Origin of the sequence: Mycolicibacterium alvei (genome assembly GCF_010727325.1) — a bacterium.
GTDB lineage: Bacteria > Actinomycetota > Actinomycetes > Mycobacteriales > Mycobacteriaceae > Mycobacterium > Mycobacterium alvei.
On sequence record NZ_AP022565.1, the window covers coordinates 404,568 to 417,654 of the forward strand.

General features: G+C 65.9%; 14 protein-coding genes. 11 read left to right on the plus strand and 3 right to left on the minus strand.

Translation table 11 applies throughout. The features are described 5' to 3' along the window. Window positions 1-15: 15 nt before the first annotated feature. Window positions 16-522, plus strand: a complete 507-nt coding sequence (locus tag G6N44_RS01880; RefSeq protein WP_163660635.1) for an adenosine-specific kinase — start codon at window positions 16-18, stop codon at window positions 520-522. A gap of 4 nt (window positions 523-526) precedes the next feature. Here G6N44_RS01880 and G6N44_RS01885 read toward each other — a convergent pair whose 3' ends face one another. Beyond that, the gene (locus G6N44_RS01885; protein ID WP_163660637.1) at window positions 527-1,660 is read right to left on the minus strand and encodes a hypothetical protein; all 1,134 of its coding nucleotides are present in this window, start codon (window positions 1,658-1,660) and stop codon (window positions 527-529) included. A gap of 593 nt (window positions 1,661-2,253) precedes the next feature. Between G6N44_RS01885 and ectA the strand changes: the two genes are divergently transcribed. The 8 genes from ectA to prcA all read left to right on the plus strand — a co-directional run bounded on the left by ectA (window position 2,254) and on the right by prcA (window position 8,910). Beyond that, window positions 2,254-2,799: a diaminobutyrate acetyltransferase gene (gene ectA, locus G6N44_RS01890; RefSeq protein WP_163660639.1), complete on the plus strand. Its 546-nt coding sequence runs from the start codon at window positions 2,254-2,256 to the stop codon at window positions 2,797-2,799. A gap of 48 nt (window positions 2,800-2,847) precedes the next feature. Continuing rightward, window positions 2,848-4,134 carry a diaminobutyrate--2-oxoglutarate transaminase gene (gene ectB / locus G6N44_RS01895; protein WP_163660641.1) on the plus strand — a complete coding sequence of 429 codons (1,287 nt, stop codon included), beginning with the start codon at window positions 2,848-2,850 and terminating at the stop codon, window positions 4,132-4,134. A gap of 13 nt (window positions 4,135-4,147) precedes the next feature. Further along, the gene (locus G6N44_RS01900; protein ID WP_163660643.1) at window positions 4,148-4,540 is read left to right on the plus strand and encodes an ectoine synthase; all 393 of its coding nucleotides are present in this window, start codon (window positions 4,148-4,150) and stop codon (window positions 4,538-4,540) included. Further along, window positions 4,537-5,469, plus strand: coding sequence for an ectoine hydroxylase (gene thpD, locus G6N44_RS01905; protein WP_235682917.1), 933 nt, complete (start codon window positions 4,537-4,539; stop codon window positions 5,467-5,469). Before G6N44_RS01900 ends, thpD begins: the two co-directional genes overlap by 4 nt. A gap of 9 nt (window positions 5,470-5,478) precedes the next feature. Beyond that, complete coding sequence (gene dop, locus G6N44_RS01910) at window positions 5,479-6,987, plus strand: depupylase/deamidase Dop (RefSeq protein ID WP_163660645.1); 1,509 nt, start codon at window positions 5,479-5,481, stop codon at window positions 6,985-6,987. A gap of 106 nt (window positions 6,988-7,093) precedes the next feature. Continuing rightward, entirely contained in the window at window positions 7,094-7,288 is a 195-nt protein-coding gene (locus G6N44_RS01915) for a ubiquitin-like protein Pup (protein ID WP_003880265.1), read from the plus strand. A gap of 59 nt (window positions 7,289-7,347) precedes the next feature. Then, entirely contained in the window at window positions 7,348-8,145 is a 798-nt protein-coding gene (gene prcB / locus G6N44_RS01920) for a proteasome subunit beta (RefSeq protein WP_163669491.1), read from the plus strand. After that, the gene (gene prcA / locus G6N44_RS01925) at window positions 8,146-8,910 is read left to right on the plus strand and encodes a proteasome subunit alpha (RefSeq protein ID WP_163660647.1); all 765 of its coding nucleotides are present in this window, start codon (window positions 8,146-8,148) and stop codon (window positions 8,908-8,910) included. Window positions 8,911-8,915: 5 nt separating this feature from the next. On the opposite strand, the gene G6N44_RS01930 is transcribed toward prcA, so the two are convergent. Further along, entirely contained in the window at window positions 8,916-9,353 is a 438-nt protein-coding gene (locus G6N44_RS01930) for a hypothetical protein (protein ID WP_163660649.1), read from the minus strand. A gap of 71 nt (window positions 9,354-9,424) precedes the next feature. Next, window positions 9,425-10,549, minus strand: a complete 1,125-nt coding sequence (locus tag G6N44_RS01935; RefSeq protein WP_163660651.1) for a baeRF11 domain-containing protein — start codon at window positions 10,547-10,549, stop codon at window positions 9,425-9,427. A 143-nt stretch (window positions 10,550-10,692) separates the two neighbouring features. Here G6N44_RS01935 and pafA point away from each other — a divergent pair, with 143 nt between their 5' ends. Together pafA and G6N44_RS01945 are read left to right on the plus strand one after the other, a co-directional pair. Then, window positions 10,693-12,051 (plus strand): Pup--protein ligase, encoded by a 1,359-nt coding sequence (pafA, locus tag G6N44_RS01940; protein ID WP_179964462.1) that lies wholly within the window; start codon window positions 10,693-10,695, stop codon window positions 12,049-12,051. Window positions 12,052-12,069: 18 nt separating this feature from the next. Next, entirely contained in the window at window positions 12,070-13,059 is a 990-nt protein-coding gene (locus G6N44_RS01945; RefSeq protein WP_163660653.1) for a helix-turn-helix transcriptional regulator, read from the plus strand. Window positions 13,060-13,087: the final 28 nt, after the last annotated feature.

Here is a 13,087-nt window from a genome sequence, read left to right on the forward strand (position 1 = left end):
GGCGCCGGTGGCAGCATGGTGGGAGTGACCACACCGGCGCTGTCCTGGGACGTGGTGTCCGTCGACAAGCCCGACGACCTCAACGTCGTCATCGGGCAGGCGCACTTCATCAAGACGGCGGACGACCTGCACGAGGCTCTGGTGGGTGTCAGCCCGTCGTTGCGGTTCGGGTTGGCATTCTGCGAGGCATCCGGACCGCGACTGGTGCGCCGCAGCGGCAATGATCCCGACCTGGTCGAGTTGGCGGTGCGCAATGCGCTGGCAATCGCCGCCGGGCACTCCTTCGTGATCTTCCTGCGCGAGGGCTTCCCGGTGAACGTCCTCAACCCGATCAAAGGGGTTCCGGAGGTCTGCTCGATCTTTTGCGCCACTGCCAATCCGGTCGAGGTGCTGGTGGCCGTCACCCCGCGCGGTCGCGGCATCGCGGGCGTGGTCGACGGGGAGCCGCCGCTGGGTGTCGAATCCGATGATGACGCGGCGGCCCGGCGGGATCTGTTGCGCGCGATCGGCTACAAGCTCTGACCCGTCAGGATTTCGCCGTCTGGGTGCGGTAGCGGTCGCGGGCCACCAGCGTGAGTCGTAGGTCGTCGAGCAGAGGATCGAGGAACCGGGTGCGCTGCTCGGGGTCCGACACTGCCCGGGCGCTGAGGTACATGAACGTCAATGCCGCCAGGAACATGGTGGTCTGGATCAGCGCCTCGGGTACCGGGAACGTCATTCCCAGCAGTTTGCCGTCGGGCGATCCGTTGTGGGTCCAGGTGGCCAAGAGCTCGGGACTGAGCACGATCAGTCCCAGTACGAAGAAGATCAGCGCGGTCACGACCGCGACGGTGAGTACCTGGACGATCTGCGAGAGCACGAGTACGAACACCACATTGAGCCGTTCTGGCTTCGACAGGCGTACCCGCCGCGGTCGGTCGGGCATGTCGGCGAACGGCGTGCCGGCCAGGCGTCCGTCATCCTCGGGTTGCTTGGCGTCGGGCCGCAGAATCGGCCGCACTCGATCCAGGGTGCTGGACACGAGAAACACCGTGGCGACCGCGAACAGGAAGAGCAGAGCCAGCCAGAGCCGGGCCCGGCTCAGTGTTGACGCCATCGACCAGACGTAGGTGTTGAAGAACACCAGCACGGTCAGGAGCACGACGGGCAGCGCCCGGACGAACAGGCCGCCGACCGATGCCAGATTGGACACCGTGACCTGCGCGGCGAAACCCAGGATCGATCCGATTCCCGTTGCGGTGCAAAGCAATATAACCGTGACGACCAACGCCTCGATGGCCAGGTTCACACCGTCCCGGGCCGTCAATCCGCCGTAGAATCCACTCACCGCGATCACCGGTACGGCAATCGTCGACACCGCATCGCCCGTGCGCCCGGTCGGGAGCCTGGTGACCGCCCACCCGATCAGTGCGGCAGTCGGTAGCACCAGCAGCAAGACCGCCAGCACGAACCACTCGGTCCGCGTCGGGGTTCCGTCGATGGCGATGGTGTGCTTGCCGGTCAGGGCGACCACCGGGACCGAACTCGCCATCACCCAGGCATAGGCGGCGAGAGCCGGCGCCGACCGTCCCCACACCGACCGGACCAGTGCACCCGGGCGTAACACCGCGGGCAGTCCGCTGGCCAGGAACCAGCGTTCGGCCTCGATGCAGTTTCTCATCACCGCTACTGCACCAAGCAATCACCGGGACGGCAAGCACCGGGTGGTGACCGGCACGGCGTGTCGCGGTGCACGGCGCGCACCGATGTAGCCGAGGTGACGTCGGGCGTGTCTACGGATCGCTACGTATCGCTACGGATCGCGTGGTGTTGCCCGTGCAGCGGCGCGGCGGTCAACTCCGAGGCAACGGCTGCGGGGAGAAATCTCCGAGCTTATTCAACTCAAAAATGCACCCGGGCGGCACCGGCAATTATTAAAATTCGATTGGAATTTCTGCCCGGGATTATTCGTGTCGAATCCTTCCCCGGATGCACTCGGATCGCTTCTTCGGGCGAGCACGCGAGGAGTAGCCGGCGACATGCCGTGTGGTACCGCTGTGCCGATGTAACGATCAGATAACGACGCAAATCCTTTTCTGGGATTGAAGTGTGACGAAGTTGATGCAGGTCAACCCGCATGATTGCGGATGAATCAGCGCGCCTGGAGCGCTGGCGGCGCTTGATCCCGACACGGCGGTGTGCTTACGTCGAGGCACCGATGACATGAAACTGACGATGATCGCTGAGAAGTTCGGTGGTGACTTTTAACTCGATATGCACGTTTTAGAAAGCGAGCCGGGACGCCATTCCCGGCAAGAATTCCTGCGCCCTCCACGGGGTACCGATGCGATTGGCATCCGCGACCTTGTGGCAGCAACCGGGGTGCTCGATCTCAATTCCACCTATGCCTATCTGCTGCTGGCAACGGATTTTGCTGCCACGTCAATAGTGGCCGAACGTGACGGTGACCTGCACGGATTCATCACTGGGTACCACCCGCCGTCGCGACCGGATGTCCTCTTCGTGTGGCAGGTCGCGGTGGCGCCGTCGGCGCAAGGCGGGGGACTGGCCAGCACGATGCTCGACGCGCTCGTACACCGGGTGCGGTCGCAGCGCGACGGGCGTCCGGTCGCCGTGGAGGCCACAGTCGCTCCGGGCAACACCGCATCGCGCGCATTCTTCGGCGCCTTCGCGCGCCGTCACGGCGTCCCGCTTGTAGAAGACCCGCACTTCGGGAGTGACCTGCTGGATGCAGGCGGAGCGCACGAGGATGAGCCGATCCTGCGGATGGGGCCGATCGCCACACCGCTTTCTCGCTGAAATCAGTTATCTGATAACCATTTTGATTCACATTGGAAGGATTTTCCCTTGCTGCTGGCTACGACAGCGCCCCTGACCGAGTCTGACCTGCCCGACGTCTTCAGTTCGGTCGAATCCGAGGTCCGAAGTTATTGCCGCAGCTGGCCTGCAGTGATGGAAACCGCCAGCGATTCCTGGGTGACCGACACCTCGGGGCGCGCCTACATCGACTTCTTCGCCGGGGCGGGGGCGCTGAACTACGGCCACAACAACGCCCTGCTCAAGGAGCCACTGCTCCAGTACCTCGCCTCCGACGGGATCGTGCACTCTCTCGACATGGCGACCACGGCCAAGCAGCGATTCCTCGAGAGCTTCGAACGGCTCATCCTGCGGCCGCGCGGACTCGATTACAAGGTGCAGTTCCCCGGGCCGACCGGTGCCAACTCGGTGGAGTCGGCACTCAAGCTGGCCCGGAAGGTGACCGGTCGCGAATCGATCATCAGTTTCACCAACGCATTTCACGGTATGACACTGGGCGCACTGTCGGTCACCGGCAACTCGATGAAGCGCGCAGGCGCCGGTATTCCGCTGGTGCACGCCACCCCGATGCCCTACGACAACTACTTCGGCGGGGTCACCGAGGACTTCCACTGGTTCGAGCGTGTGCTCGACGATTCGGGCAGCGGCCTCAACCGGCCCGCAGCGGTGATCGTCGAAACCGTCCAGGGCGAAGGTGGTCTCAACGTCGCGCGGATCGAATGGCTGCGTGCGCTGGCCGAGTTGTGCCGCAAACGCGACATTCTGCTGATCGTCGACGACGTCCAGATGGGATGTGGCCGCACCGGGCCGTTCTTCAGCTTCGAGGCCGCGGGCATCGTGCCCGATATCGTCACGATATCGAAGTCGGTCAGCGGCTACGGGCTGCCGATGGCGCTCACGTTGTTCCGCCGCGATCTCGACGTGTGGGCACCGGGCGAGCACAACGGCACGTTCCGTGGCCACAACCCCGCTTTCATCACGGCCACGGCGGCGATCGAGACATATTGGAAGAACGACGAATTCAGCGCCGCAACGGTTGTCAAGGGCGAGCTGATCCGGACCCGGCTGGAGGAGATCGCCGCGGCTCACGACGGAGTGACCGCCCGCGGTCGCGGGATGGCGCAAGGCATCAAGTTCGAACAGACGGACCTGGCCGGGCAGGTGTGCCGGGCCGCCTTCGACCGCGGTGCGCTGATGGAGACCAGTGGGCCGTCCGACGAGGTGGTGAAACTGCTGCCGCCACTGACCACTTCGGCCGCCGACCTGTCCGAGGGACTCGACATCCTCGCCGAGTCCGTCGCTGTCACTCTGGCCTGAGGGAGGCTACAAAATGATCGTTCGCACCACAGCTGAGATCACCGGAACCGACCGCGATGTGGCCGGCAACACCTGGCGATCCAAGCGGATCATCCTGGCCGGTGACGGCGTCGGGTTCTCGTTCCACGAGACGACCATCGAAGCCGGCTCGGTCAACGAATTCCACTACCAGCACCACATCGAGGCGGTCTGGGTGATCGAGGGCACCGGCACGCTGACGGATCTGGGGACGGGGCAGCAGTATCCGCTCGCCGATGGAACCATGTACCTGCTCAACAACAATGACCGGCACCGGGTGACCTGCGATGAGCAACTGCGCATGCTGTGTGTGTTCAACCCTCCGGTGACCGGGCGGGAAGTGCACGACGAGAACGGCGTGTACCCGGCACCGCAACCAGTGGCATGACGGCAGGCCGGCGAGAAGCCGAAGGTTGTTCGCGGACCGGCCTGCCCATCGGGGACCCGACGGATCAGTACCCGACCCGGCTCGACCACGCCATCGAGCCGATACCCCGCCATGAGCCTGCGGTGTGGGGTGGCGCAGCCGAGGGCCCGCTCAGTCAGCTTCACCTGGACGGTTTCGCCGAATACGGGTACCTGGTGGCGCCGGAGACCGTGTCGGACGACTGGCTGCCGCTGTTGCGGCACGAAATGGACCGGATCGCAGCCGATCTGGACTCCGATGACAGCCGGGTGATCCGGGAGCCGGGTGGCGCGATCCGGTCGATCTTCGAACCGCATCTGCTCAGCGACCTGGTCGCACAGCTGGTCCGGCTCGACACGGTCTTGCCGGTCGCGCGGCAACTGCTGGGCGGCGACGTCTACATCCACCAGGCCAGGATCAACCTCATGCCCGGGTTCACCGGGACCGGGTTCTACTGGCATTCGGACTTCGAGACCTGGCACGCCGAGGACGGGATGCCGGCGATCCGCGCGGTGTCGTGCTCGATAGCCCTGACCGACAACTACCCGTACAACGGGTCGCTCATGGTGATCCCCGGATCGCACCAGACCTTCTATCCGTGTGTCGGTGCGACGCCCGCGGACAACCACGACACCTCACTGGTGGCCCAGAACGTCGGTGTGCCCGATCAGACGACGCTGACCAAGGTCGTCGACCAGCACGACATCCATCAGTTCACCGGGCCGCCCGGCACCGCGCTGTGGTTCGACGCGAACCTGCTGCACGGCTCGGGATCCAACATCACACCCCTGCCGCGCTCGAACGTTTTCCTGGTGTTCAACTCGGTGCACAACGCGCTGACCGACCCGTTCGCCGCGGACCGCCCACGGCCCGAATACCTGGCGGCCCGGCGTGTGCACGCCGTCACCTAGGCTGACCCCATGCAACGGATCATCGGAACAGAGGTCGAATACGGCATCTCCTCGCCGTCGGATCCGACCGCCAATCCGATCCTGACCTCGACGCAGGCAGTGCTGGCGTACGCGGCAGCCGCCGGGATCCAGCGCGGCAAGCGCACCCGGTGGGACTACGAAGTCGAATCCCCGTTGCGCGACGCTCGCGGATTCGACCTGTCCCGGGCCTCCGGGCCGGCTCCCATTGTCGATGCCGATGAGGTCGGCGCGGCCAACATGATCCTCACCAACGGTGCCCGGCTGTATGTGGACCACGCCCACCCGGAGTACTCGGCGCCCGAATGCACCGATCCCATGGACGCGGTGATCTGGGACAAGGCCGGTGAGCGCGTGATGGAGGCCGCCGCCCGCCACGTCGCCAGCGTGCCCGGGGCGGTCAAGCTGCAGCTCTACAAGAACAACGTGGACGGCAAGGGCGCCTCGTACGGCTCGCACGAGAACTACCTGATGAGCCGCCAGACCCCGTTTTCCGCGGTGATCGCGGGGTTCACCCCGTTCCTGGTGTCGCGACAGGTGGTGACCGGTTCGGGTCGCGTCGGCATCGGGCCCTCGGGTGACGATCCGGGGTTCCAGCTGTCCCAGCGCGCCGACTACATCGAGGTCGAGGTCGGCCTGGAGACCACGCTCAAGCGCGGCATCATCAACACCCGCGACGAGCCGCACGCCGACGCCGACAAGTACCGCCGGCTGCACGTCATCATCGGTGACGCGAACCTGGCCGAGACGTCGACCTACCTCAAGGTCGGCACCAGCTCCCTGGTGCTCGACCTGATCGAAGAAGGCCCGCAGCACGGGCTGGACCTGTCCGACCTGGCACTGGCCCGGCCGGTGCACGCGGTGCATGTGATCAGCCGCGATCCGTCGCTGCGCGCCACGGTGGCACTTGCCGACGGTCGCGAGATGACCGCCCTGGCAATGCAACGGCTCTATCTGGAGCGCGTGGCCAAGCTGGTCGAGATTCGTGATCCGGATCCGAGGGCCTCCCACGTCGTCGAGACCTGGGCCCACGTGCTGGACCTGCTCGAACGCGACCCGATGGAATGCGCCGAGATCCTGGACTGGCCGGCCAAGCTGCGGTTGCTGGAGGGGTTCCGTCAGCGCGAGAACCTCAGCTGGCAGGCGCCGCGGCTGCACCTGGTCGACCTGCAGTACTCCGACGTCCGGCTGGACAAAGGCCTGTACAACCGGTTGGTGGCGCGTGGTTCGATGAAACGCCTGGTCACCGAGCAGCAGGTGATCGACGCGGTGGACAACCCGCCGACCGACACGCGCGCCTACTTCCGTGGGGAATGCCTGCGCCGATTCGGCGCCGACATCGCCGCGGCGAGCTGGGACTCGGTGATATTCGACCTCGGCGGCGATTCGCTCGTCCGGATTCCCACGCTGGAGCCGCTGCGCGGCAGCAAGGCCCATGTCGGCGCCCTGCTGGACTCCGTGGACAGCGCCGCCGAACTCGTCGAACAACTCACGAACTGACCCATTTCCGGCGGTGAGCTATCCCGGGCAATCGGGGTGGCGACCGGTACTGTGGAAGAACCGGTTGGGCGGTTAGCCCGGCCGATCACAATTGCAGGAGGCAGCGATGGCTCAAGAGCAGACCAAGCGTGGCGGTGGCGGCGGCGAGGACGACGACCTCCCGGGTGCATCCGCCGCCGGCCAGGAGCGTCGCGAGAAGCTGGCCGAGGAGACCGACGATCTGCTCGATGAGATCGACGATGTGCTGGAAGAGAACGCAGAAGATTTCGTGCGCGCGTACGTCCAAAAGGGCGGCCAGTGACCTGGCGCGAAAATCTGTCCCTGTCCCAACCCTCCCGCTCCGGAATCACCGCTCCAGCCATGGACCTGTCATCCTTCTCTGAACTGCTGCGTCGCCAGGCCCCCGAATTGTTGCCGGTCAACCGTGTCCCCGACGGCGCGGCCAACCCGACCAACGTGGTGCCGCACGGGACGACCATCGTCGCGATCAAGTACCCCGGCGGGGTGCTGATCGCCGGTGACCGCCGCGCCACCCAGGGCAACATGATCGCCGGGCGCGACGTGCAGAAGGTGCACATCGCCGACGAACACACCGCCACCGGTATTGCGGGCACCGCCGCGATCGCGGTCGAGTTCGCCCGGCTCTATGCCGTGGAGCTGGAGCACTACGAGAAGGTCGAAGGCGTTCCGTTGACCTTCAAGGGCAAGGTGAACCGGTTGGCGACCATGGTGCGGGGCAATCTCGGTGCGGCCCTTCAGGGTTTCGTGGCGCTGCCGTTGCTGGTGGGCTTTGATCTTGATGCCATCGACCCGCTGGATGCCGGGCGGATCGTGTCCTTCGACGCGGCCGGCGGCTGGAACATCGAGGAAGAGGGCTACCAGTCGGTGGGCTCGGGCTCGATCTTCGCCAAGTCGTCGATCAAGAAGCTGTATCCCCAAGTGGCCGACGCTGATTCAGCGCTGAAGGTGGCCATCGAATCGCTCTACGACGCTGCCGATGACGACTCCGCCACCGGTGGTCCGGATTTGGTGCGCGGCATCTTCCCGACCGCGGTGCTTCTCGGAGCCGATGGGGCCGAGGAAGTCGCCGAGGAACGCATCGCCGAGTTGGCTCGCGAGGTCATCGCGCGCCGGACCCAGACGGGCGGTGAGGGGTAAATGAGCTTCCCGTACTTCATCTCGCCTGAACAGGCGATGCGTGAGCGCTCCGAACTGGCGCGCAAGGGCATCTCCCGTGGGCGCAGCGTGATCGCACTCGCCTACGACAGCGGCGTGCTGTTCGTCGCGGAAAACCCGTCGCGCTCCCTGCAGAAGGTCAGCGAGCTCTACGACCGGGTCGGGTTCGCCGCCGTGGGCCGGTTCAACGAGTTCGACAACCTGCGGCGCGGCGGCATCCAGTTCGCCGACACCCGCGGCTACGCCTACGACCGTCGGGACGTGACCGGTCGCCAGCTGGCCAACGTCTACGCGCAGACGCTCGGCACGATCTTCACCGAGCAGGCCAAGCCCTACGAGGTCGAGCTGTGCGTGGCCGAAGTGGCGCATTACGGCGAGACGAAAGCCCCTGAGCTGTACCGGATCACCTATGACGGGTCGATCGCCGACGAGCCGCACTTCGTCGTGATGGGCGGCACTACGGAGCCGATTGCCACCGCGCTGGGGGAGTCCTACACCGAGAACGCCGATCTGGCCGCTGCGGTCAAGATCGCGGTGGAGGCGTTGGGTGCGAGCAGCAACGGCTCCGAGCCGCGCACGCTGGGCCCGTCCACCCTCGAAGTGGCGATCCTCGATGCCAACCGGCCTCGCCGTGCGTTCCGTCGGATCACCGGCGCCGCGCTGGAAGTGCTTCTGCCCGAGGTCGATTCGGAAGTGCCCGCGGCCGATGAGTCGCCGGAAAAGCCGAAGAAGAAGTCAGAGAAGTAGGTTGATCACCTCGCGGCTGCGTCCTCGGGGCGCCAGCCGACGTAGGTGAACCACAACCCCATCGCGGTCAGTAGCAGAAAGAAGCCACGCGCGGTGAGCAGTAACCCGGGGCTGGTCACTGTGGCGTCGGCGCCGGATTCGATGGCGGACGGAATGGCCATCATCGCGGCCCCGCGCACCGCGACGAACCAGCCGAACAAGGAGATCAGCACCGCCGTGACGCTGTACCAGTACTGGTGGAAGGCGATCACGATCAGCCCCATCAGCAACATGGCGGCGCCCAGAATCCAGGGCAGGGCGCCGCTGGCGAACAGGTCGCCGAGCAGGTTCTGAAGGCTGGGCAGCCGGATCGCGATGATCAAGGTCGCGACGGTGACGAAGGGGCCGAGAACCCGGGCGAACGCGCGGGTGCGCTGCCGGGCCTGCGGTGTGGATTGCGGCATGTGCGGCTCCTGATCAATCAACCGAACGCATCCTCGGCGTACCCGCCGTGTCACTGCACGAGTCGGCGACGTCAGCTCAGGGGGAAACGTAGCTTCGCGACGGCCGTCTGATTCCAGATGCCGGCGGTGATCTCGTCGGGCCGCACCGCGTAGGCCGCACCGCCGTTGTCGAGGACCGTCACCGCGACGCGGGACAGGACGTCATAGCCGGAATCGTCGTAGTGCAGCGCTCCGGTGGCGGCCTCGATCCGGCCCAACACGTCGACGGTGAAGTTGTACACCAGCGTGTCCACCGCCCCGGCCGTGGCGGCCCGAGCGATGTCGCCGAGATCGCCGGCCACCAGCCCCTTGCTGATGTCGTCTCCCAACTCGTCGACCCAGGCACTGGCCTGCTCGGCGTTCAGGGCGGGCAGCGACTCGCGGATGGCGCCGTCGATCTGATCGGGCCGCAGCTGGTCTGCCGCGCCGGGCACCGCCACGATCTGGCGTTTGTGATCGAGGCCGCGGTACATGTCGAGCAGCGGGTCGGTCGCGAACAGGTACAGCGGCCGCGTCGACGACGGATCGAGTTGTCCCAGTTCGCTGTCCACCGCGTCGGCGACCCGCTTGGCGTACTGCTCGAGCAACACCTTCTTGCCCTCGTCACCGACCAGGCGCCGCACGTGGCCCCGGTCGCGCACCGTGGCGCGGTTGGTCGCATCGGCCACGTCGATGGCGTGCTCGCCGGTGAGCTCCAACTCCTCGGCCCGCGTACTCGCGGTCGCCTGCCAGAGATTCCAGCCGTCAGCGGACAGCGTCAGCGCGTAGGCCTCCTGCGGTGTGGTGACCGCCCGCACCAACTGGCCGATGTCGAAGTATCTGCCCACCTGCATTTGGCTCTCCAGCGAGTTGGGCAGCACGTAGACCTCATGGAAGTCATCGGCGATGAAGATGGCCACCGAACGGGACAGGCTCAGCCACAGCTCCGATTCGGCGATCTCTGTCCAGCGTGATCGCAGCTGTTGCTCGACAGCATGCCGCGCCCCGGATTCCCGGATCGTGCGCAATGCCCGGTCGATCGCACTCTTCGCCGTCAGCACGCTCTTTTCCCGCTCGTCCGGTCCTGGTGCGGTTTCCGCGTAGACCGTGATGGCGTGCTCGTGAGGCTCGCCGAGGCGGATCAGGTCGGCGACATCAGGCAGTTCATAGCGGGTCATCACCACTCCTTTGTGCGACTCCCTCCAACCCTATGCCTCCGAGGGCCGCTGACCAGGGTCAAACGTCCTAGATCGTTGGCGCCACGAACACGATGGACGAGCTTGCCCACCGTTACCGTCAGGCAACCCGTAAGCTCGATGGCGTGCAGCGACGAATCATGGGCATCGAGACGGAATTCGGTGTGACCTGCACGTTCCATGGCCATCGTCGGCTCAGTCCCGACGAGGTCGCCCGCTATTTGTTCCGGCGGGTGGTGTCGTGGGGCCGCAGTTCCAACGTGTTCCTTCGTAACGGCGCCCGGTTGTACCTGGATGTGGGCAGCCACCCGGAGTATGCGACCGCCGAGTGCGACAACCTGACCCAGCTGGTCACCCACGACCGCGCCGGCGAGCGCGTCCTGGAGGATCTGCTGATCGACGCCGAGCAGCGGCTCGCCGACGAGGGCATCGGCGGCGACATCTACCTGTTCAAGAACAACACCGATTCGGCGGGCAACTCCTACGGCTGCCACGAGAACTACCTGATCGTGCGTGCCGGCGAGTTCTCCCGGATCTCCGACGTGTTGCTGCCGTTCCTGGTCACCCGCCAGCTCATCTGTGGTGCGGGCAAGGTGTTGCAGACGCCGAAGGCAGCCGCCTTCTGCCTGAGCCAGCGGGCCGAGCACATCTGGGAGGGCGTCTCCAGCGCCACCACCCGGTCGCGGCCGATCATCAACACCCGCGACGAGCCGCACGCCGACGCCGAGAAGTACCGCCGGCTGCACGTCATCGTCGGCGACTCCAACATGTGCGAGGCCACCACCATGCTCAAGGTGGGCACCGCCTCGCTGGTGCTGGAGATGATCGAGGCCGGTGTCCCGTTCCGGGACTTCTCCCTGGACAATCCGATCCGGGCCATCCGCGAGGTCAGCCACGACCTGACCGGGCGCCGTCCCGTGCGGCTGGCCGGTGGCAGGCAGGCCAGCGCCCTGGATATCCAGCGCGAATACTTCAGCCGGGCGGTGGAGTACCTGCAGACGCGCGAGCCGAGCACCCAGATCGAGCAGGTGGTCGATCTGTGGGGTCGCCAGCTCGATGCGGTCGAGAGCCAGGATTTCGCGAAGGTCGACACCGAGATCGACTGGGTGATCAAGCGCAAGCTGTTCCAGCGCTACCAGGATCGCTACAACATGGAGCTGTCCGACCCGAAGATCAGCCAACTCGACCTCGCCTACCACGACATCAAGCGCGGCCGCGGCGTGTTCGACCTGCTGCAGCGGAAGGGCCTGGCCACCCGGATCACCACCGACGAGGAGATCGACGCGGCGGTCAACACCCCGCCGCAAACCACGCGGGCCAAGCTGCGCGGCGAGTTCATCAGCGCGGCACAGGAAGCCGGGCGGGACTTCACCGTGGACTGGGTGCACCTCAAGCTCAACGACCAGGCTCAGCGCACCGTGCTGTGCAAGGATCCGTTCCGATCGGTCGACGAGCGAGTCAAGCGCCTGATCGCCAGCATGTGAGCTCTAAGCTTTCATCTCGTGGCGGTATCCAAAGTCGAGCGGTTGATCAATCTTGTCATCGCGTTGTTGTCCAGCGATCGGTACCTGCCGGCCGACAAGATCCGCAACATCGTCCAGGGCTATGAGGACAGTCCGACCGATGAGGCGTTCTCCCGGATGTTCGAGCGCGACAAGAACGAACTCCGCGATCTCGGAATCCCGTTGGAGACCGGGCGGGTTTCCAAGCTCGACTCGACCGAGGGCTACCGCATCAACCGGGACGAGTATGCGCTGCCCCCGGTCCAGCTGACCGGCGATGAGGTGGCGGCCGTCGCGGTGGCCACTCAACTGTGGCAGTCGCCCGAGTTGATCACCGCGACACAGGGGGCACTGCTGAAGTTGCGCGCCGCGGGCGTGGACGTCGATGCAGACGGGGCCGGTGTGGCCATCGCATCGACCGCGACGCTGCCCGGGCTGCGCGGGGCTGAAGAGGTTCTGCAGATCCTGTTGTCGGCGATCGATTCCGGGTATGCGGTGCGGTTCCGGCACCGTGCCTCCCGCAACGCCGAGCACACCAGCCGCACCGTCGAGCCCTGGGGTGTGGTCACCCATCGGGGCCGGTGGTATCTGGTCGGACACGACCGCGACCGCGACGACACCCGTACCTTTCGCCTGTCACGCATCGATCCCGACGTCAGCACCGTCGGCCCGGCCGGCGCGGTGACCAAGCCCGAACATGCCAATCTGCGTGACATCGTCGCCCGGGCGGTGGCCGAACTGCCAACCGGCGAACAGGCCAGGGTGTGGATCGCCGGCGGCCGCGCCACTGCGTTACGCCGTCAGGCGATCGAGACCGTGCCCCGCACGCTGGGCGGGCGCGCCGGGGAGGAGATCACCGTCGATATCGGAATGTTGGACCGGCTGGCCCGTGAGATCGCCAGCTACGGCGTCGATGCCGTAGCGCTGGAACCACGGTCATTACGCGATGACGTGGTGAGTCGGTTGCGAGCGCACGCGGAACAGTCATGAGCGCCAGCGAGGAGCCGGAGGCGGATCG

Excerpts from the sequence above, each read along its gene's own strand:
- G6N44_RS01935 (WP_163660651.1), bottom strand. The coding sequence starts at position 10,549 with ATGACCCGCTATGAACTGCCTGATGTCGCCGACCTGATCCGCCTCGGC.
- G6N44_RS01930 (WP_163660649.1), bottom strand. The coding sequence starts at position 9,353 with ATGCCGCAATCCACACCGCAGGCCCGGCAGCGCACCCGCGCGTTCGCC.
- prcB (WP_163669491.1), top strand. The coding sequence starts at position 7,348 with ATGGACCTGTCATCCTTCTCTGAACTGCTGCGTCGCCAGGCCCCCGAA.
- G6N44_RS01880 (WP_163660635.1), top strand. The coding sequence starts at position 16 with ATGGTGGGAGTGACCACACCGGCGCTGTCCTGGGACGTGGTGTCCGTC.
- G6N44_RS01915 (WP_003880265.1), top strand. The coding sequence starts at position 7,094 with ATGGCTCAAGAGCAGACCAAGCGTGGCGGTGGCGGCGGCGAGGACGAC.
- G6N44_RS01900 (WP_163660643.1), top strand. The coding sequence starts at position 4,148 with ATGATCGTTCGCACCACAGCTGAGATCACCGGAACCGACCGCGATGTG.
- ectA (WP_163660639.1), top strand. The coding sequence starts at position 2,254 with ATGCACGTTTTAGAAAGCGAGCCGGGACGCCATTCCCGGCAAGAATTC.
- dop (WP_163660645.1), top strand. The coding sequence starts at position 5,479 with ATGCAACGGATCATCGGAACAGAGGTCGAATACGGCATCTCCTCGCCG.
- G6N44_RS01885 (WP_163660637.1), bottom strand. The coding sequence starts at position 1,660 with ATGAGAAACTGCATCGAGGCCGAACGCTGGTTCCTGGCCAGCGGACTG.
- prcA (WP_163660647.1), top strand. The coding sequence starts at position 8,146 with ATGAGCTTCCCGTACTTCATCTCGCCTGAACAGGCGATGCGTGAGCGC.
- thpD (WP_235682917.1), top strand. The coding sequence starts at position 4,537 with ATGACGGCAGGCCGGCGAGAAGCCGAAGGTTGTTCGCGGACCGGCCTG.